This window comes from Acidaminobacter sp. QWL-03, from assembly GCF_058683855.1.
Genome location: NZ_CM178752.1, coordinates 2,748,233 through 2,768,058, shown reverse-complemented (window position 1 = coordinate 2,768,058; position 19,826 = coordinate 2,748,233). Strand labels below are relative to the sequence as shown.

General features: G+C 50.4%; 21 protein-coding genes, 1 pseudogene and 2 other annotated features. Of the genes and pseudogenes, 4 read left to right on the top strand and 18 right to left on the bottom strand.

The window, feature by feature from the left end; genetic code table 11:
* Positions 1-39 precede the first annotated feature (39 nt).
* The 4 genes from rsmA to metG all read right to left on the bottom strand — a co-directional run bounded on the left by rsmA (position 40) and on the right by metG (position 4,364).
* Complete coding sequence (gene rsmA, locus AC4PHM_RS12960; protein WP_492018170.1) at positions 40-900, bottom strand: 16S rRNA (adenine(1518)-N(6)/adenine(1519)-N(6))-dimethyltransferase RsmA; 861 nt, start codon at positions 898-900, stop codon at positions 40-42.
* On the bottom strand, positions 894-1,460 hold the full coding sequence (rnmV, locus tag AC4PHM_RS12955) for a ribonuclease M5 (RefSeq protein ID WP_492018169.1): 567 nt from the start codon (positions 1,458-1,460) through the stop codon (positions 894-896). Before rnmV ends, rsmA begins: the two co-directional genes overlap by 7 nt.
* A complete protein-coding gene (locus tag AC4PHM_RS12950) occupies positions 1,457-2,242 on the bottom strand; it encodes a TatD family hydrolase (RefSeq protein ID WP_492018168.1) in 786 nt (261 codons plus the stop codon). Before AC4PHM_RS12950 ends, rnmV begins: the two co-directional genes overlap by 4 nt.
* 118 nt (positions 2,243-2,360) lie before the next feature.
* Entirely contained in the window at positions 2,361-4,364 is a 2,004-nt protein-coding gene (gene metG, locus AC4PHM_RS12945) for a methionine--tRNA ligase (RefSeq protein WP_492018167.1), read from the bottom strand.
* A 66-nt stretch (positions 4,365-4,430) separates the two neighbouring features.
* Positions 4,431-4,691 (bottom strand) — a binding site (T-box leader).
* A 277-nt stretch (positions 4,692-4,968) separates the two neighbouring features.
* Here metG and AC4PHM_RS12940 point away from each other — a divergent pair.
* The 3 genes from AC4PHM_RS12940 (at position 4,969) to AC4PHM_RS12930 (ending at position 6,497) form a co-directional block, all read left to right on the top strand.
* On the top strand, positions 4,969-5,385 hold the full coding sequence (locus AC4PHM_RS12940; protein ID WP_492018166.1) for a YxiG family protein: 417 nt from the start codon (positions 4,969-4,971) through the stop codon (positions 5,383-5,385).
* Positions 5,386-5,534: 149 nt separating this feature from the next.
* Positions 5,535-6,002, top strand: coding sequence for a hypothetical protein (locus tag AC4PHM_RS12935; RefSeq protein ID WP_492018165.1), 468 nt, complete (start codon positions 5,535-5,537; stop codon positions 6,000-6,002).
* 252 nt (positions 6,003-6,254) lie between these two features.
* Positions 6,255-6,497 carry an AbrB/MazE/SpoVT family DNA-binding domain-containing protein gene (locus AC4PHM_RS12930; protein WP_492018164.1) on the top strand — a complete coding sequence of 81 codons (243 nt, stop codon included), beginning with the start codon at positions 6,255-6,257 and terminating at the stop codon, positions 6,495-6,497.
* A 158-nt stretch (positions 6,498-6,655) separates the two neighbouring features.
* Here the strand turns inward: AC4PHM_RS12930 and rsmI are convergent, their stop codons facing one another.
* The 9 genes and pseudogenes from rsmI to AC4PHM_RS12885 form a co-directional block, all read right to left on the bottom strand.
* A complete protein-coding gene (gene rsmI, locus AC4PHM_RS12925; protein ID WP_492018163.1) occupies positions 6,656-7,513 on the bottom strand; it encodes a 16S rRNA (cytidine(1402)-2'-O)-methyltransferase in 858 nt (285 codons plus the stop codon).
* Complete coding sequence (locus tag AC4PHM_RS12920; RefSeq protein ID WP_492018162.1) at positions 7,513-8,307, bottom strand: tRNA1(Val) (adenine(37)-N6)-methyltransferase; 795 nt, start codon at positions 8,305-8,307, stop codon at positions 7,513-7,515. Before AC4PHM_RS12920 ends, rsmI begins: the two co-directional genes overlap by 1 nt.
* A 703-nt stretch (positions 8,308-9,010) precedes the next feature.
* Positions 9,011-9,751: pseudogene (locus tag AC4PHM_RS12915) on the bottom strand (PSP1 domain-containing protein); the annotation flags it as partial.
* Entirely contained in the window at positions 9,723-10,733 is a 1,011-nt protein-coding gene (gene holB, locus AC4PHM_RS12910) for a DNA polymerase III subunit delta' (RefSeq protein ID WP_492018161.1), read from the bottom strand. The pseudogene AC4PHM_RS12915 and the gene holB, both read right to left, overlap by 29 nt.
* An 11-nt stretch (positions 10,734-10,744) precedes the next feature.
* Positions 10,745-11,071 carry a cyclic-di-AMP receptor gene (locus tag AC4PHM_RS12905; RefSeq protein WP_492018160.1) on the bottom strand — a complete coding sequence of 109 codons (327 nt, stop codon included), beginning with the start codon at positions 11,069-11,071 and terminating at the stop codon, positions 10,745-10,747.
* Positions 11,072-11,124: 53 nt separating this feature from the next.
* Positions 11,125-11,679 (bottom strand): signal peptidase I, encoded by a 555-nt coding sequence (gene lepB, locus AC4PHM_RS12900; RefSeq protein WP_492018159.1) that lies wholly within the window; start codon positions 11,677-11,679, stop codon positions 11,125-11,127.
* A gap of 114 nt (positions 11,680-11,793) precedes the next feature.
* Complete coding sequence (locus AC4PHM_RS12895; protein WP_492018158.1) at positions 11,794-13,254, bottom strand: aminotransferase class I/II-fold pyridoxal phosphate-dependent enzyme; 1,461 nt, start codon at positions 13,252-13,254, stop codon at positions 11,794-11,796.
* Between the two features lies 1 nt (position 13,255).
* Positions 13,256-13,762, bottom strand: coding sequence for a hypothetical protein (locus tag AC4PHM_RS12890; protein ID WP_492018157.1), 507 nt, complete (start codon positions 13,760-13,762; stop codon positions 13,256-13,258).
* A gap of 11 nt (positions 13,763-13,773) precedes the next feature.
* Positions 13,774-14,046 (bottom strand): hypothetical protein, encoded by a 273-nt coding sequence (locus AC4PHM_RS12885; RefSeq protein WP_492018156.1) that lies wholly within the window; start codon positions 14,044-14,046, stop codon positions 13,774-13,776.
* A gap of 86 nt (positions 14,047-14,132) precedes the next feature.
* On the opposite strand from AC4PHM_RS12885, the gene AC4PHM_RS12880 reads away from it, so the two are divergent.
* Complete coding sequence (locus AC4PHM_RS12880; protein ID WP_492018155.1) at positions 14,133-15,311, top strand: pyridoxal phosphate-dependent aminotransferase; 1,179 nt, start codon at positions 14,133-14,135, stop codon at positions 15,309-15,311.
* Positions 15,312-15,492: 181 nt separating this feature from the next.
* On the opposite strand, the gene serS is transcribed toward AC4PHM_RS12880, so the two are convergent.
* The 5 genes from serS to AC4PHM_RS12855 all read right to left on the bottom strand — a co-directional run bounded on the left by serS (position 15,493) and on the right by AC4PHM_RS12855 (position 19,823).
* Positions 15,493-16,767 (bottom strand): serine--tRNA ligase, encoded by a 1,275-nt coding sequence (gene serS, locus AC4PHM_RS12875; RefSeq protein ID WP_492018154.1) that lies wholly within the window; start codon positions 16,765-16,767, stop codon positions 15,493-15,495.
* A 90-nt stretch (positions 16,768-16,857) separates the two neighbouring features.
* Positions 16,858-17,070: a binding site (T-box leader), on the bottom strand.
* Positions 17,071-17,193: 123 nt separating this feature from the next.
* Positions 17,194-17,439, bottom strand: coding sequence for a hypothetical protein (locus tag AC4PHM_RS12870; protein ID WP_492018153.1), 246 nt, complete (start codon positions 17,437-17,439; stop codon positions 17,194-17,196).
* Positions 17,440-17,445: 6 nt separating this feature from the next.
* Positions 17,446-17,574: a hypothetical protein gene (locus AC4PHM_RS12865; protein ID WP_291400898.1), complete on the bottom strand. Its 129-nt coding sequence runs from the start codon at positions 17,572-17,574 to the stop codon at positions 17,446-17,448.
* A gap of 44 nt (positions 17,575-17,618) precedes the next feature.
* Positions 17,619-18,416 carry a glutamate racemase gene (gene murI / locus AC4PHM_RS12860; protein ID WP_492018152.1) on the bottom strand — a complete coding sequence of 266 codons (798 nt, stop codon included), beginning with the start codon at positions 18,414-18,416 and terminating at the stop codon, positions 17,619-17,621.
* Positions 18,417-18,800: 384 nt separating this feature from the next.
* Entirely contained in the window at positions 18,801-19,823 is a 1,023-nt protein-coding gene (locus AC4PHM_RS12855) for a PTS sugar transporter subunit IIC (protein WP_492018151.1), read from the bottom strand.
* Positions 19,824-19,826: the final 3 nt, after the last annotated feature.

Genomic DNA, 19,826 nt, shown 5'->3' with positions numbered 1-19,826 from the left:
GAAACGGGGGTCCGGCACCTCTTCATATGTTCAGTCATCTTATTTTAGTTCCTCAAACGCATTCGCGAGCCTTGCAAAGGCCTCAATGGTCAGAGCCTCACCGCGAAGGTTCGGGGCGATCTCGACCGCTTCAAGCGCCTCCAGAATCTTGTCCTTTGGCATGGACAGCCCGGCGCTGAGGGCATTGAGCAAAGTCTTGCGCCGCTGGCCGAAGGCCGCTTTGACGACCTTGAAGAAAAAGTCCGGATTGAGCAGCTCAACACAGGGCTTTTCGCGAAGCTTTAAGCGAATCACCAGACTCTCGACACTGGGCTGGGGCATGAAGACCGTCGGCGGCACTTTTTGGACTACGCTGGCTTCGCAATAATACTGCACTGCTATGGACAGCGACCCGTAAGCCTTTGTGGACGGGGATGCCGTCATCCGCTCAGCCACTTCCTTCTGAATCATAACTACAATTTCAGATACCGGCAGCCGCTCTTCAAGGAACCGCATAAGGATAGGCGTTGTGACATAATAGGGCAGATTAGCGACGACCTTGGGCTTTCTATCTCCAAAATGCTCCTTTAAGAGCGCTTTGACATCGACCTCCAGAATGTCCCCATGAACGACCTCGACATTGTCGAGTCCCTCCAGCGTTTCATTCAGGACGGGCAGGAGACTGGAGTCGATCTCCACTGCCACGACCTTTTCAGCATGGGCTGCCAGAACCTGAGTCATGACGCCAATTCCAGGCCCAATTTCCAGGACCATGTCCTCCGGCCCGACCTCCGCATTGGCGACGATCCGGTTGACGGTTCCCTCATCGATCAGAAAGTTCTGTCCCAGGCTTTTCGAAAAGCGGAAGCCGTATTTGTCCATAATATAGCGTATGGTGGATGGTGAAGTGAGCTTCAGCATGTCTGTGGGCCTCCATTTTCAAGATCAATTGCGTTCAGCGCCTTTTCGAACTCCTCCCGGGAAACCCCAAAGCGGTTGAGCCTGAGCAGGAATTGCTTGCCGTTTCCATAGCCAATGCCGAGGAGTTTCCCCATTTTATCCCTGCGCTCGAGGGCGCCGGGCCCCCCCTCCAGGCCGTTCTTAATTAAATCTGACTTCGTAAAAACATCCACGGGATTCTCCACCCAGGTTCTGACTTTCTCAAGAGCAGCCAGGATTGCCTGGGGATTGGCGTTCTCAATGCCAATATCCCCTTCTGAAGTGGCATCCGCCCGTGACAGGTAGGCGTGCTTCGCGCCCGGCACCCGCAGCTTCAGGCGTTCTCGGATCCTTTCACCCATGAAGTCGGGGTCTGTGAAGATGATGACGCCGCAGCGGCGGTCCGCCTCTTCAATGGCGCGAAAGGTGGCTTCCTTGATGCCGTAACCGCTGGTGACAATGATTTGGGCGTCCACAGCGCGCTTCACCGCCCGTTCGTCACTGCGGCCCTCGACGACTATGACTTCCTTGACCCGCATCATTTGACAGACCTCGGGTCCCGGATGCCAAAGAAGCGCAGACCATTCTGATAAGTGGCCTCTGCGGCCTCTTCCAGGGTGATGCCCCTGATTTTGGCCACCATGTCGCAGGTGTGCCTGACGTACATGGGCTCGTTGCGCTTGCCCCGGTGGGGCTCAGGCGTCAGGTATGGGGCGTCGGTTTCGATCAGCAGGCGGTCCAGGGGCACCTGTTCCACCACACTTATGGTCTTGTGATTATTCTTGTAGGTCACCGGTCCGGCAATGGAGATATAAGCGCCCAGCTTCACATATTCCTTCGCCAGCTCCGCGCTGGAGGAATAGCAGTGCATCAGGACACCGTGATCAAAGGCTTTCTCAGCCTTCAGCGTCTTGAAAATCTCCTCGTGAGCTTCCCTGTCGTGGATGATGACGGGCATGCCCAGACGCCGCGCCAAGTGGAGCTGTTCGATAAACCACTTGCGCTGCACCTCCGGCTCGGAGAAATTATAGTGAAAATCGAGGCCAATTTCTCCGATGGCCACGACTTTTTCCTTTTTCGCCAAACTTTCGATCATGGTCAGCATGGCCTCGTCCATGGTCTTCGCGTCATGGGGGTGAATCCCGACCGCTGCATAGATGAAGTCATAGGTCTCGCTCAGCTTGACGGCGTCCATGGAACTCTCCAGGCTCGCGCCGGGATTGACCATCAGCGAGACGCCGTTGTTCTTCGCGCGGTTGATGACAAACTCGCGGTCGTTCTCAAATTTTTTTGAATCCAAGTGGGTATGGGAATCAAAGAGCATTTCTTACCTCTTTTCTTTGTTCGTGTTCGCTGTAAAGTGTGGTCGCGGTGTCCGAAAATCAAGGGACTAAGTCTCTTGATCTCCGGATCACATCGTTCTTATTCTCGCTTAAATGAGGTTATGAGACAGTCGTGCCGGATGGCATATCCACCGTCAGGAGATCCAGCGCCTCTCCGTCAGCGGCGGCCAGGATCATACCGTGGGACTCGACGCCGCGGAGCTTGACTGCTTTCAGGTTAGCGACGAGGATGACTTTACGGCCCACCAGCGCCTCTGGTTCGAAGAACTTGGAGATGCCGCTGACGACCTGGCGTGACTCTTCGCCTACTTTGAGCTGGAGCACCAGGAGTTTGTCCGCGTTAGGATGACGCTCGCAGGCCACGATTTCCGCGACCTTGAGCTGAACCTTGGCGAACTCGTCAATGGTGATTTCGGAGGATTCTGGGGTGGTGTGACCATCGGCAGAAACCTTGTCTTTAGGGGCTTCCTTAGCTTCCTTGGTTGGTGCCTCTTCCTTTTTCTCCGTAGCGCCAGGCTCCTCTGCAGGCGCGCCCAGTGCGGCCAGGGCCTCGAGCTCCTTAGGGATGTCGATGCGCGGGAAGAGCGCGTCCGCCTTCTGCACTTTCAGGCCTTCTGGGAGCAGACCAAAACTTCGGGCGCTGTCCCAATGGGTCAAGCTGCCCTCTTCGAGGCCGAGCTGATCCCAGATTTTGCGGGAGGTGTGAACCATGAACGGCTGGATGAGCGCGGACACTATGCGGATGGCCTCCGCCAGGTTGTAGAGCACCGTGTCGAGGACATCCTTCTGCTGCTCGTCCTTGGCGAGGACCCACGGCGCTGTCTCGTCAATGTATTTGTTGGTACGGCGGACCAGCTTCCAGATCTCGTCCAGGGCGTTTGAGAAGTCCAGCTTGTCAAGCTTCTCCTCCACTTTGCCGATGGTCTCCTCAGCGAGCTCTGACAAGGAGGCGTCAAATGCCGTGGTCGCACTGCTTTTTCTGATGAGACCGTCGTTATATTTCTCGATCATGGCGATGGTGCGGGAAACCAGGTTGCCCAGGTCGTTCGCCAGGTCGGAGTTCAGACGGTTAAGCAGGACTTCGTTGGTGAAGATGCCGTCCTGGCCAAAGGAGTACTCGCGCAGGAGGAAGTATTTGAGGGCGTCGACGCCGTAGCGGTCGATCAGGACAACCGGGTCGACAATGTTGCCCTTGGATTTTGACATTTTGCCGCCTTCGAGGAGGATCCAGCCGTGGCCGAAGACCTTCTTAGGCACCGGCACGTCCAGGGCCATCAACATGGCCGGCCAGATGATGGTGTGGAAGCGGACAATTTCCTTGCCGACGAGGTGAACGTCCGCCGGCCAGAATTTCGCGAAGTCGCCGTCCACTTCTTCAGGGTAGCCCAGGGCGGTGACGTAGTTGCTTAGGGCGTCCAGCCAGACGTAGATGACGTGCTTGGGATCAAACGGCACCGGGATACCCCAGTCAAAGGAGGTCCGGGTGACGCAGAGATCTTCAAGGCCTGGCTTGATGAAGTTGTTGACCATTTCGTTGACGCGGGACTTGGGCTCCGCGAAGCCTTCGACGTTTTCAAAGAGGTCCAGGAGACGGTCCTGGTACTTGGACATTTTAAAGAAGTAAGCTTCTTCGCTGGTCTTGGTGACGTCGCGGCCGCAGTCCGGGCATTTGTGGTCCACGAGCTGGGATTCCGTCCAGAAGGACTCGCAAGGGGTGCAGTACATGCCCTCATAAGTGCCTTTGTAGATATCGCCCTTTTCGTAGAGCTTCTCAAACATCATCTGCACGCGGCGCTCATGGTAGTCGTCCGTGGTACGGATGAATTTGTCGTAGGAGATCTCCATGACTTTCCAGAGGTCTTTGATTTCCGCGACGACTTTGTCGAGGAATTCCTTTGGTGCTTTTCCCTGGGCCTTCGCGACGTTTTCAATCTTTTGTCCGTGCTCGTCCGTGCCAGTCAGGAACATGACGTCGAAGCCCTGGGCACGCTTGTACCTGGCCATGACGTCTGCGGCGACCGTGGTATAGGTGTGGCCTATGTGGAGTTTCGAGCTTGGGTAGTAGATGGGGGTAGTGATGTAGAATGAGCCTTTTGAAGTCATATCGCACTTCCTTTCAAAATTTTTGATTCGGGCTGCCTAAAAAAAGATAAACCTCCGTCCTGATTCCTCAAGGACGAAGGTTCTGTTCGCGGTACCACCTTGCTTCACGCGACGAATCGCGCCTCAGCGCTGCAGGCCTGATGCTTTCAGGTCTGTAGCAGGCTTTCTAACGTCTGCCAGACGGCGCTGCCTAACCGACATAGGTTTGTCGTTTCAGCTGCGCGGTTCAGGGGCCATCTTCACACTCCGCCTGCCGCCGGTTCGCACCAAATCCCGGCTCTCTGAAGGCAAATTACAAGGTGTTACTCTTCCCGTCATAACCTTTTCATATCAATTGTACCACATTATAGCACAACGTGTAGTGGGGTGCAAGTTTTGTACTTTCAAATGAAATTGCGCGAGAATTGTTTGGAGCTCTGGCACCAAATTTGAGTTGGTGACAGTCCCCAACTTTGTTTTTGTCCGCGTCACCAAACTATGCGGTATTAAACAAAGTTCAAACTTGGCCATAAAAACAAGTTGCTTCCCTTTGCGTAATATGATAAAACCATAGAGAACTCTCAGCATACCCAGACGTAAGGAATCATTAAAGAGGTGCATAGATATGAGCAAGTATTTGAATGACCAACTCAATCAAATCCGGCAAATCGAGCTGGATCTTATGAACATTGATTTTAAGGAAGAATGTATTCGAATCCAGGGCTCAGAAGCGGGCGACCGGGAAAAGCGGTTCGATCTTGTCTTTGAAGGCGTCAACGCGTTTTTTTACAGTGATCCAGGACAACCCGACACCACCATCCCAGGCAAGCGGTCCACTATGAAAACGGTCTCTTATCTCCACGACGGCTTCGGTGAGTTCGCTGTGGTCCAGAATCAGGATGAAGAGATTGAATTTTATAATCTCGAATCCTCCATTTCAGTCCCCAACTTCAACATCGAGTTTGATGATGCCACGCTGTTTATTGAAGCAGAAGGCATCACCATCAACGATCTCCGTTACACCTTGACGAAAAAGAGCTGAGAAAACGCCGCAAATTTCTGCGGCTTTTTTTATTTTAGCCCTTTGCAACAATTTCGTGTAAAATATGAAAATAGGGTACAAATAAGATAATCAGTTCTCAGTACTCATCACGGACAATTAGGCAGCAGAAAATATGAGGGGGTATCTTTTTGAATTCACAATTGGTCTTCACACTCAAAGACGTTGGCATGCTAGTACTCTGGGCATTGCTCGTCGCCATACTTATTTTTATCTTATTGGTCCTGATCCGTTTCTACCGCTCGTTCAAAGACATCATGAAAATTGTTGATGATCACAGAGCCAATATTGATAAAGTCCTTGAAGAAGCACCAGGGATTACTAAAAATGTCAATCAGATTTCTGATGAAGTCAATTCCACGCTGAAAGCCTTTCACGGGACTATTCAGAATGTCGCTGAAACCACTGAAAGCGTGACTACGACCATCAAGGACAATAAAGACATCGTCGCCAATGTGTCGTCAGTTTTCAATACCGCGAGGATTGTCAAAGGCTCCTACGACAGGATCTTTAAAACAGAAACTGAATCGGAGGCCGGCACAGAACAGCACCAGGAAAAAGGCAAGCAGACTTCAGACAGTTCAGAAAAGAAAGGTTAATCCCCCCAAAAAATAAAATCTACCAACATCTTACAAATTGCTAAAAAACGGATAAAAATCCGTTTTTTTATTTACTTTTAATCCAATTAGTGGTATAAATGAATATATCATCTAAGTCTGGGCAGATTAAAACGGCTTAGACTTTATTTTTTGTTGGATATAATTTTTCCAGTTGACTATTAATGTAAATGCTGGTATTCTTAACTTAAGCGAATTTTGTCGAAATTTGTATTATAAAAAGGAGGTTTTTATATGAAATCAACAGGAATTGTAAGAAAAGTAGATGAACTCGGACGCGTAGTTATTCCGATTGAACTTAGAAGAACGCTCAGCATCGGGGAGAAAGACGCGCTCGAAATTTTCACAGAGGCAGACACAATCATCCTTAAGAAATACGAGCCAGCTTGTGTATTTTGCGGTCAGGCAAAAGGCGTCAAGAACGTCAAAGGCAAGAACATCTGTCCGGATTGTATCTCTGAAATTTCTAAACTGTAAGTTTGAAAACTTCTTACAAACTAATAAGAAGGCTGTGCCTGTAATCTGGCTCAGCCTTCTTTCTTTTTATTCCCTGTTTCACTACCGCTATCACTATGGATCTTAATATCCATATCACTATAGATCTTAATATCCATATCACTTCGCCTAGTCCCTGGCTAAACCAACGTCGACAGCCTGTAGACTTCTTTTTTAGAAAGTTTATACAGTCCTGCGACCTCAGCAGCAGCGTCTTTCCGGCTCATGCCCTCATTCACTCGATTTCTGATTTCCAAAAGAATCGTCTCCTCATCAGGTGTTTCAGCCAGCGCCAAAGCAGCACTTGCCGCCGCAGCTTCAGCTGGATCAAGACCCGCCAACACAATGACAAACTCGCCTTTTGGGGACTCCGCCTCAAAATGCCGGATTGCTTCCGAAATAGTGCCTCTGACAAATTCCTCGTAGCGCTTGGTCAGCTCCCGTGCCACTGCAATCCGTCGGTCCCCAAAGCATTCCAGCAAATCCTTCAGTGTCGCCTCCAGCCGGTGGGGCGCCTCATAAAAGATCAGCGTCCGCTCATCCTTGGCCAGTGCCTCAAACTGAGCCCTGCGCGTCTTTTTGTTTCGGTCCGGAAAGCCCTCAAACGCGAAGCGCTCCGTTGGAAGCCCGGAAAGAATCAGGGCATGAATGCCAGCGACCGGCCCCGCGACCAGCTCCACTCGAATCCCTTCCTGAATGCAGCTTTGAATCAGCACCTCTCCGGGATCAGAGATCCCCGGCATGCCCGCGTCGGATACCAGTGCCACACTGAATCCGCTTTTCAGTTTCTCGAGCAGCGCCTCCCCTGACTTCCTCAGATTGTGCTCATGATAACTGACCAAAGGCTTTCGGATCTCCAAATGGTTGAGCAGCTGAGAAGAGCGCCTCGTGTCTTCAGCCGCCACAAGATCCACCTGTCCCAAGACTTCTTCAAGCCGCCTGGAGATATCCCCGAGATTGCCGATGGGCGTCCCACAAACAAATAACGTTCCAGACATCACTCGTCCTCTCCCTTCTTCTCCAGGTCCCTTGGCGTCGGGTCGACACCTGCCCGCCGGTAAATCTCCAGGATTTCCGGATCGTAACCGCCTTCCGACCCATAGACATATAGCGGCGGCTCAACACGCATCTCAGCCCCGCCACCCCGAACGCCCTTGATCAGCAGGATATTGGGAGCTTGTCCCCGTCTTGGATGTACAAACCTGAGAGTTTTTGGCTCCAACTTGAAGCGCCGCATCAGCTCAATCATATCCGGAAGTCTGGAGGGTCTGTGGACCATATAAAAAGCGCCCCCCGGCTTAAGCAGCTGTGCGGCCGTACGAATAACATCTTCGAGGGTACAATGAATCTCATGACGGGCTATGGCTTTCGCGTCTTTAGGATTCACGAGACCACCTCCGCCTGATACATAGGGCGGATTGGTGACGACGACATCCACAGAGGATTTATTCAAGTGACTGAAGGCATTACGAAGATCATCCGCAATAATTTGAATGCGATCTTCAAGCGCATTATAAACAACACTTCGACGTGCCATGTCCGCAACCTCATCCTGAATTTCAAAGGCTGTGATCCGGGTTGCTTTGGTCTTGGCGCTGAGCAGCAGCGGCAGTATCCCGTTGCCTGTGCCGAGATCCACGATATGCGCGCCATGCTTTGCTTTTGCAAAATCGCTGAGCAGCACTGCATCGACTCCAAAACAAAACCCGCTGGGATTCTGAATGATGCTGAGACCCTCAAGCTGCAGGTCATCGACCCGCTCCCCCGGCAATATGAGTTTTTCTCTTTCCATGACAGCCTCCAATAAATACGCCTTGTAAAAAAGCCGCCCGCCAGAGCAAGGTCTGGTCCGGAGGCGGCTTTAGGACTCTGAATTAAATGTTGAACTATTTTTTCTTACGTCTTCTTGGACGCCGTCTGCGCGGCTTTTGACCGTCTTCGTCCGGACCCTCCGCCTCGACCTCAGGCAGTTCATCACTGGATTGCGCAGGCTCCAGCTTTTTGGGAGGCGGCGTTTGCTGCCCTTTTTCCGAACGCCAAGGTCGTTCCTGCCCTGCGCTGCTGCCGGTCCCCGGACCGGAAACTGCAGTCGAGCCCGGTACTGCACTCGCGGCGCCAGCGCCGGGTTTACCCTGACCCCGGTCTTGTCTTTGCGGTCGCTCTGAACGTTCCTGTCGCTCTGGCCGGTCTTTTTGCGGCCGACGCTGGTCGCGATCTGCAGGCTGACCTTGGCCTTGCGGTTTCGCTCCGCCTTTGCCTTTATCTCTGCGATCTGCCGAGCGTTCGCGATCCTGAGACGCCGTCGCAGCCGCCTCACGCCTTGCTGCCCGGTCTCCTGAGGCATAGTCATCCAGCCCGTCAAAGCGCATATCATCCACAGGCTCTTCCTCGACTTGCTTAGGACGAACAGGATTGTCGCCCAATTGATCCTTTTTATAGGTAACAATGTCTTCGCTGAGCTCAAGGCGTCCTTCATTTTCACCCAGGATATGGCGTACTTTCACGGATTCCGTCAGAATAACCGCGTCCAATACAATCCCCATGCCATCCGGCGTTTTGATCTTCTCGCCCTTGTTGGGCAGCTCACGTCGAATATCAAGATAGGTGTCGTGCTCGTATTTGAGGCAGCACATCAGGCGGCCGCAAATACCGGAAATTTTGGTTGGATTGAGAGAGAGATTCTGATCCTTCGCCATTTTGATTGACACAGGGGCAAAATCCCCCAGCCAGTTGGCACAGCAGAGGCCAACACCGCAAGGCCCAATGCCGTTTACAATCTTTGCCTCGTCGCGTACGCCAATCTGGCGAAGCTCGATGCGGGTTCTGAACACGGACGCGAGGTCCTTGACCAACTCGCGAAAATCAATTCTGCCGTCCGCAGTAAAATAAAAGATGACTTTATTGCTGTCAAAGGTATATTCCACTTCCACCAGCTTCATTTCGAGCTCGTGCTCGATAATTTTTGCCTGGCAGGCAGCAAAGGCTTCCTTGGCCTTTTCCTGGTTTTCCCTTTGAATCGCCTGGTCCTCTTCCGTAGCAATGCGGATCACCTTTTTCAGCGGTGAAACAATTTCGGTTTCTTCGACTTCGCGCAGTCCAAGGACAGCCGAACCATACTCAATACCGCGTGCTGTCTCTACGACGACGTCTTCTCCCCGCTTTATGTCAAGTCCATCCGGATCAAAATAGTAGATTTTGCCGGCCTTCTTAAACCGGACCCCTACGACTGTTATCATGCATAACCTCCTGTATTTTTAAAGCCATGGCGTGCATGGCGAGAGACGTGTTCGCATTTCCGTCCAATGCGCGCGCCGTTTGCTCAAGGATCTCAAGGCAGTCCAGCCAAGGCGACTTCTGGGTTCGACCCAAAAGATCGACGAGCTCTGAACGCTTGTCCTGACTAAAGATCTTCATGCTGTTCGGATCTACCCAAAGGGCAGAAAGATCTCGATACCATATTATCATCAATTCGATCAAAGAGGTAGCCAAAACTTTGTCTGAGCCGTATTTTTGAAGCTTCAGGAGACCGTCCAAGGGATCCCGCCGCATCAGGGCGCCTATGATGTCGAGAGCATCCTGCCTGGTCTGGGTAAAAACCTCGGAAGTCGCCAGCATCAGGGCTCTGCTGATGGAACCATCGGCAAAATTGGACGCAATGCGGGCAATCCCCGTCTCCACACCATGGTTTTGAATAAGCCATGACTCGATCACCTCAGGCTTGAGCCTCGAAAAAGAGACGATCTGGCACCTCGACAAAATTGTGGGCAGAAGTGCATCCGCCTGGGCAGTCACAAAAATAAGCGTCGCATAGGACGGCGGTTCTTCAATCATCTTCAGCAGCCGGTTCTGGGCAGAAGGGGTCATGGTCTGAGCTTCGTCAACGACGATGACCTTTCGAGCCCCGCTGTAAGGCTTGACCATAACGAAAGACTGAAGTGCCTCAATCTGCTCAACCTTGACGGACTTCCCGTCCGGTTCAACCTCCAGATAGTCCGGGTGGTTCTGTGTCTCGAATTTCAGACACGACTGGCAGTGCCCACAGCCCTCATCCAGTCCGGTCTCACAGAGCAGCGCCTTTGCGAGCTCCCGCGCGACCAGCCGTTTGCCGCAGCCGGGCACGCCCTCAAAAATATAGCCATGCGCCAGTCTCTGCCGGTTCATGGCCAATCTCAGCAGACCGATCACATCTTCATGGCCTGCAATCTGATTATACCCCATAGTTCACCTCATCAGAACTTAACATGGCTTTCAACATCCACGACAAAAACCGTTGCCCCGCCTACCGTTACCTCGATTGGCATCGTCATAAACCCGCCTGCCTCGCTGATGATCGACGTCGTCGTCGTCACCTCTTTGCGCGTCTTGCACGTGTCCCCAATCAGCGTCAAAACTGAATCGATATGCTCCTTGCTGACGCCAATCAGCACGGTTGTATTGCCCGCCTTCAGGAAGCCGCCTGTTGAAGCCAGTTTCGTAACGCCAAATCCTGACTCATTCAGTTTTCCAATGAGTTCCTGGGCGTCCTCGTCATGAATGATCGCGATCACTAATTTCATAGATTTCGGCCTCCTTTTTTTCACTTTGCGGTCTGGGTCCTGGAATAACAGCGCTACATTGTCCCAAATCTCGTCAACGGATAGAGTCTAAAGATTGCTCTGCCGATGATTTTTTCACCATCAATCAGCCCCACCTGGCTGTCTCTGCTGTCCAGGCTTACAGCCCTGTTGTCGCCCATCAAAAAATATTTTCCATCCGGGATCGACTCAATATGGACGTCCCCATTGGTATTCGAACTGACATAGATCTCCTGGAGCTTCTCTCCGTTGATAAAAACATCTCCATTGACAATATCCACCGAGTCCCCCGGAAGCCCTATGACGCGCTTGATCAGGTTTTTACTCGGATTGACACTCGCGAAAAGCTTTTGAATAGGATTCAGAGACTGAATGTCATTCTCCGAAAGCATCAAATCCGTTCTGAAAGAGACAATGTCTCCGCTCTCAACCGCTTGTGTGCGTTTCAGAAGCAAGATGTCCTTTTCAATGAGCGTTGGGTACATGGAGGTACTGTAGACCACTGTTGTCGCGAAGAAAATATTGAAGATCAGAACAATAATTATGGCTATGGCAAACGACTTCAGCCATTCAAAAATTTCGTTTTTCATTGTGAATCTCTCCCTGAGGACAGCACTGCTGTCAAATTAAGTTCAAAGCCCTCTGCGGCTTCGCGTTGTTAACCATTCCTTCATTGACCGACTCAAGTTTTGACCGAACATTATTTACCCAAGCTCTTTCAGAACTGCAAAACGCCCTTCAGTCAATCCATTTACTTTATGTTGAATACCCAGTTCTGACAGAACTATTCTGAGGACTTCCTCAGAGACAATCTCACCTGGTAACAGCAGTGGAATGCCAGGGGGATATGGGATCAAGAAATCTGCGGCTATCCGCCCTTTGGCTTCTGAAAGCGGAATCCTCTCCTGCTCTGCCCAGAGGGCTTGCTCTGCTGAGACACCTCGTATTGGCAGCTCGGTCACTTTCAGAACTGGAACGTTAAATTCTAAAGAATTAACCGCCTTAGAGGTCGGAGACGCTTTTTCTGCGATTCGGGTCAGACTTGAAGTCAACCGTTCAAAATCCGAAGCCTCACTGACAATGCTTGGGATTAAAACAACGTAATGAGGTGTGGCGTATTCGCCAATCACGCCATCCTTCTCCAGCGCCTCGTAAAGCTGATACCCATCCATGCCAAGGTCACACCCGCTGATGACAAGCCGCGTTCGGTCAAAGCAGAAGCCCACCGGCAGGGACATCTGGCCGTGTATGAACTTATAACCCATTGAAACGGCGGCATTATTAAAATCGTCAATCAACATCAACAGCCGCTGCATTTCTTCCATCCCTTTAGACTCATAATGCCTGGCCGCGAGTTCCAGGGACAGCATCAGGGGATAGGACGGGCTGGAGCTCTGGAGCATGGAGAGATAGGCAGAAATTCTCGGTTTAAGGCGGAGCCCCTGCTCCGTCCCGTAGTGGAGCATTGAGCTCTGGGTCAAAGCGGTGAGGGTCTTATGAGTGCTCTGAACTGCGAGATCCGCGCCCAGCGACAATGCCGTCGCAGGAAGTTCGCAGGACAAGCCAAAATGCGACCCGTGGGCTTCATCAACAATGACGGTCAGCCCATGCTGATGTGCCACATCAATTATGAATCTCAGATCACAAGCCACACCTTCATAATTTGGATAGGTCACAAGTATCGCAGCCGCTTCCGGATGGTGACTGACAGCGCCAAGAATTTCAGCAGCGGACATACCAGTTGAAATCCCCACAGTGCTGTCAATCTCAGGCATCACAAACACCGGTTCAATGCCGCCCATCAGTACCGCGGACAAGACACTTTTGTGGGCGTCTCTGGGCAAAATGAGCTTGCCACCTCGTGGAACGGTACCGAGAATTGCCCCTAAAAGGCCTGACGTTGTGCCCCCTACCAGAAACTGAGTTTCCAAAGCGCCAAAAATTCTGGCTGCCTCTTTTTGCGCTGATAGAATAACGCCTTCCGGCGCGTGTAAGTTGTCTGTGCCGGGAATTTCAGTGTAATCGAGGGATTCCAGACTGAGTGCCTGTTGTGTCAGCGGTTCAGATAAACCTCTTCCAAACTTGTGTCCGGGAACATGAAATGAGACTTGGTTTTGGTGCCTCAGATCAGAAAGTTTCTCAAATAAATTCTGTGTGAATTTCATATCACGACTTCACCTTTTCCCGGGCAATATGCGTACTTAAACTATCAAGAAAAGTCTCAGAGGGTTCAAAAAGAAGTTTTTCAGGATCTGCTGCCTTGAAGGAGATTACCTGCCAGGACGACTTATGACGAGATACCGTAAAGCGCCTTTTGGCAGAAATCTTTCTGTCTTGATCGGGATCATAAGCCCTTATTTCAAGGACATCCCTTAGATTTAAACTGAAAAAGGAAGCGCTCGAACGGCCCATAAGTCTCTCAATCACGAAAAGTCCTTGTTCTTCAGAAATCTTGTAAGTAAATGATTCTCCATTATGCGCGATAATCTTCCATATGATGGCGAAACTAACAATGATAATTAAGACAGAAACTGCTCTGTTTAAACCCGATGGCAACATGTTTAATAATTGAACCAATACGTTGACCGCTAACATTATCAGACCAATGGCAATTAATAATTTCAACGTTCCCACCGGTTTTCTTCTGACTGTTTCTCTTTCGAATGTGCCCATGGTGCCCCCTGTTATTTGATGACCTTGAAACGATCTTTTTTTCTGCCTCTGTTTGCACCTGGACTTCGACCGTCACGGGGACGTCCACGCAATGTACTGCTCGGATGCGGTTTTGGCTCAACCGGTTGAGCACGGTCCAGCGCCTTTCTCACTTTCCACAGATCTATCAGAAAAACCAGCAGGCTGCTCAAAACTATGGCGCACACGATGACAAGCGTGACTATTTGAACTGGCGACATTGAAGACTCCCCCCAGATGAATTTTTCTGATATAATGACATCCATAATGAATGCTCATCAACGGTACTATTTTATCACAAATTGAGTAGGTATGATGAACATATCCATAAAACATGATTGGAGGAACCATATTGCTGTCTAAAAAACTTGCTGCCATTACGCCTTCCTTTACCATCGGCATCAGCACTAAGGTCAATGAAATGAAGAAAAACGGAATTGCCATCACCAATCTCAGCATTGGGGAGCCTGACTTCTTTACGCCAGACCGCGCGAAAGCTGCCGGAATCAAGGCCATTGAGATGAACAAGACCAAATATGACGCGGCAGAAGGGGTTCGCGACTTCAGGGAAGCGATCTGCCTCAAACTCAAAGAAGAAAATAAAATTGAATACAAAGCTGATGAAATAGTCGTTTCCAGCGGCGCGAAGCATTCCATCACCAACGCGCTGATGGCGCTGCTGGATCCGGGAGATGAAGTGCTCATACCAAAACCTTACTGGGTCAGCTATCCGGAGATGGTTAAATTGACTGGCGGCGTACCGGTTTTTGTGGAAACCCAAAGATCCAACGATTTTAAGGTCACTGTGGAAGACCTTGCCGGATGTATCACCGACCGCACCAAGGCCGTCTTCATCACCAATCCATCCAACCCAACCGGCGCTGTTTACTGCCGTGAAGAGCTTCTGCCAATAGCGGAATACCTCGTCAGCAAAGGCGTCTACATCATTGCGGATGAAATTTACGAAAAAATAGTCTTTGATCAGGAATTCACTTCCGTCGCCTCTTTGTCCAGCGACATCAAGGCTATGACCATCACCATCAACGGCATGTCAAAGTCGACGTCCATGACTGGCTGGAGAATTGGCTACACTGCGAGCACGCGTGAAATTGCCAAAGCCATGGCGACCATTCAGGGACACCTGGTGTCTCACCCGGCGACCATTTCACAGTACGCGGCCCTTGAATCCCTGAGCTGTAAAGAGGATATGGTCGTCATGAAGAACGCCTACGCCAAGAGAAGAGACCTCGTCAGCGGGCTTCTGTCAGAGATTGAGGGCATCGACTTTGTCCGCCCGCAGGGCGCATTCTACGTGTTCATTGATGTCAGCACGTTTAAGTCCAAACTGCCGGAAGCGGAAAGTCTGTCCATCCAGGTCTGTGACCTTCTGCTTGAAAAGTTCCAGCTCGCTTTGGTTCCCGGGATTGCCTTTGGTCTGGACAATTACGTCCGGGCGTCTACGGCTGCCAGCGAAGAAACCTTGAGAGAAGGCATGGCGAAGCTGGCGGCTTTTGCGGCGTCTCTTAAATAGAGCTTTGGGAAACAAGCATTCAGCGCTCTCAAAGAGAAATTTCCCATAACACATAAAGACGGCACCTATGGCCAGGTTGTGTAAACTGGTCCATTGGCACCGTCTTCTTTTTTTAGCGGGAGGTGAGGTCAGGCGAATGCTGCCATCGGCCGCTTTTTAAATCTTTGCAGCAGGTCAAAGCCTACTTGATAACTTCGACGCCTCTCATGTAAGGACGGAGCGCTTCAGGAATGACGACACTGCCGTCCGCCTGCTGGTAATTCTCGAGAATTGCTGCGTTTGTTCTTCCAATGGCAAGGCCTGAGCCGTTCAGTGTGTGGACGAAATTGACCTTTTTGGTGTCCTTGTCCCTATATCTGATGTTGGCGCGGCGTGCCTGGTAATCCTCGAAGTTGGAGCATGAGCTGATTTCTACATAGCGGCCGTAGCTTGGCATCCAGACTTCAATGTCGTAGGTTTTCGCAGAGCTGAAGCCGAGGTCACCTGTGCACAGCTGGACGACGCGATGAGGAATTTTGAGCAGCTTGAGGACTTCCTGAGCTTCACCGAGGAGCTTTTCAAGCTCATCATAAGAAGTTTCAGGCTTGACGAATTTGACGAGCTCGACTTTGTTGAACTGATGCTGACGAATCAGGCCCCGGGTGTCTCTGCCGGCTGAGCCTGCCTCTTTGCGAAAGCAAGGCGTGTAAGCCGTGTGATAAAGCGGCAGCATGCTTTCTTCCAGTATTTCATCGAGATACATATTGGTCACTGGCACCTCTGCTGTTGGGATCAGGAAAAAGTCCTTGGCCGGCACATGGAACATGTCGTCCTCAAATTTAGGCAGCTGACCGGTGCCCGTCATAGCCGCGCGGTTGACCATAAACGGCGGAAGGATTTCCGTGTAGCCGTGCTGCTCGGTGTGCAGGTCAAGCATGAAGTTGATCAGCGCCCGCTCCAGCTTTGCGCCAAGTCCTTTGTAGATCGTAAATCTTGTGCCGGCAATTTTGGTCGCACGTTCAAAATCAAGAATGCCGAGGTCCATGCCGACGTCCCAATGGGCTTTGGCTTCAAAATCAAACGCGGTTGGCTCTCCCCACACTCTGTAGACGGCGTTGTCGGCGTCGCTCGTGCCGACCGGGTTACTCTCGTGCGGCGCATTTGGAATGTTGAGAAGTCTGTCTTTCAATTCAGCTTCAATGACGGAAACCCGCTCGTCCATTATTTTGATTTGGTCCGCGAGCTGTTTCATCTCTTCCATGAGGGCGTCCACGTTGCCGCCGTTCTTTTTGAGAATAGGAATCTGCTTGGAATCCGTCTTTTGCTCGTTTTTCAATTTCTCCACTTTGGCCAGAATCTCTCTGCGCTCGTTGTCGAGCACGATCACCTGGTCGATCTCATAGTCGCCGTTCCCCCTGGATGCGACTTTGGCCTTGACGTTTTCAAAATCTTCTCTGATTCTTCGAATATCCAACATAATAAAACCTCCTCAACTGTTTGTTTTTCATGATAGATTTGATTCGACCGGGATAAAAATGATGCAAATAAAAAAGCCCCTCGTCCCGATCCTAGGGACGAAGAGCCTGCTCTCCGCGTTGCCACCCTGATTGACGCCGCTTGTTTTTGCGACGTCCTCTCAACAGCACTGTAACGTGTGCCACGCGTCCGGCATTACCCGGAAGCTCCGAGGCGGATTCAGCGTTCATCTCGTACCGGTTTCCACCACCACCGGCTCTCTTTGACGGATGCTCTGCTTACTATTCCCCATCACTGCTTTGATTGCAGATATCATAGCACAAGACGCCAGATTCTGCAAGACAGAACTCAAAATTCAAAGCTTAATGCTTCCTGATTTTGCCGATGGTCATGGTAACCCCACATCCCACCCAAATTGCCTTTAGGCTTAAAGTTCATTTTTAAGATGATTGAAGATCTTTCTGTCAACTTGGTCCACCAGAGCTTCCAGCGCCTTCGCCTTGATCTTCATGACTCTGGAAATTTCTGAAGGCGGCAGAGGCTGCTCTATCCCTATCCCATAACGAAGGCGGATCAGATTGGACTCCGTGTCATCAAAGAGCTGCCTGTCCAATAAGACTTGTATTCTCGATTCCAATGCCTCAGGGGTTTGCATCTTGTTTTCAGTCTCCAAGGGCCACTACCTCTGAAATTTGGATTTCATTGTCGTTTGATGAATGTGTCCGCCAATCAGCATTTTTTCAAGAGGCGGTGTTGGTTCCTCCTGGATCCAGATCAGTTTGGAAAGCCATTTAATCCATTGTTTCATAATTTTTCACAACCTACCTTACCTGAATTTCTATTTACTTATAGTCAGATGACGACCTGCTCGTAAAGCTCCAGGAGCTGCTGCATCTGAAGATTGTATGCGTCATTCTTTGAATTAAGAAGCGTGAATCCGCCCTCATTTTCCGGGTATGCCAGCATACCCTTCTGCTCCAGAATCATCTTGAGATTATTGATTGTGCCTGCATTGCCGTCATAGATCTGAAAACTGTTGCCAAACAGAATCCTCATGGCTTTGCGCAGAAAAATGAAATGTGTGCACCCAAGTACTACGGCGTTTATGCTGCCTGTATCCATTCCCTGAAAGCAGTTTTTGATCTCAAGTTCAGCTTCGGGACTGGTCACGACGCTGCGTTCGACCATTCGTACGAGGCTTGGGCAAGGCAGTTTGATGACTTTGGCTTGCGCAGCTGTTTTTTGCATCAACGCCGCGAATTTCTTTTCACGCAGCGTCACCTCAGTCGCCATGACTACAATGGTACCATGGGGGTGGTCTTGGACTGCAGGTTTTAATGCGGGTTCCATACCCAGGATTGGAATCTGGTAGAATTTCTCCCTGAGATAGACCGCTGCCGCTGAAGTTGCTGTGTTACAGGCTATCACAATGGCTTTGACGTCGTGAGCCATCAATTTCTCACAAACACGATCTGATAAGTCGATGATCTGCGCTGTCGTCTTCTCCCCATAAGGCGCATTGGCGGAGTCTCCGTAGTAGATAAACTTTTCATTTGGCATTTGTCGGATGGCTTCACCAAGGACGGAAATGCCCCCCATCCCGGAATCAAAGATTCCAATGGGGCGATTGTCCAGCATAGACAATGACATTGGAATTTCCCTCCTCCCTCATTGTTGTCCACAGTTATTATAATACATGCCAAAAAAAATGCAATCTTTACTGCTAAAACTCAAAATTTGTAACTTCTTATCAACTTATCAACAGTTTGCTTGTTGATAACCTCCTCGTAGTTGTCATAATATCGATGAGATTCATGAAAATTTAACGAAAAGGGAATTTTTATTTACATATTCTTGACACAATTTTTGAGATACCAACCACTAGATGTAGGGGAGAACAAAAATAATAAGAACGTCGGTGCCAAAAACAAATGTCGATGGCGCCGACGTTCTTAATTTCTCATTACGCCACAGAGGCTTCGGATGAGGGTGTCTGACACCTGCTTCCTTGCTCAATCTTCCTCAATGAACAAATTACAACTTCATATCCCCGCTCTTGATCCATCCCTTTTTTCTCATATATTCAGAAAAAATGAGGGTCAATCCTGCTGGCAGCAGAAAATGCAGCACGATCATTTTAATCAAAATAGTTGTGAACACTGTTGTTTCAGACATAGCCGCCACCGTGCCAAACTGCCCGACCAGACCGCTCGTCCCCATGCCGGCACCCACTGAGTTGCTTTCCATTTTGAACACAACTGTAGCAACAGGTCCCAATAGCGCACTGGTCAGGATGGGCGGAATCCATATCTTTGGATTTCGTATGATGTTTGGAATCTGAATCATACTCGTACCGAGGCCTTGAGCGATCAGTCCCCCAAATCCATTTTCCCTGTAACTCGCAAAAGCGAAGCCCACCATTTGCGAACAGCAGCCCACTAGTGAGGCCCCGCCCGCCAGCCCGCTCAGCCCCAGAGAAATAGCGAGGGCTGCGCTGCTGATTGGTAGCGTTAGAACAATCCCCATTATAACCGCAACCAGAACGCCCATTGGGACCGGATGGAGCTCCGTTGCAAGGTTAATAACCTGGCCGATGGACTTCATAAGCGCCGCAATCACCGGGCTCACAAAGAGTCCTACCATACCGCCGACAATAATGGTCGATGCAGGCACAAGGACAATGTCAACCTTCGTTTTTCCGCTGATCAGTTTGGAAAATTCCGCCGCTGCTAAAGCTGAAACAAAAGCGCCCATGGGCTCTCCAATCTTGACGATAAAATCTCCAGCCGCATTTTGACCCACAGTCCCGGCGCCGACCGCACCCGCAACCATCGACGCGAAAATCCCCAAAGGCTTGGCGCCGACACTATATGCTACAGCACCACCTATAGCAGGTCCCATCATAAACTGCGCAACTCTGCCAAAGGTCGTCAGTGCTGCAATACCGCCGTAATCACCAATTTGCTTCAGAATCAGTCCAATAATCAATGAACCAAATAGACCAAGCGCCATGCCATTTAAAGTTTTGATCAAGTAATCTCTAATTTTTTTCCCCATTTT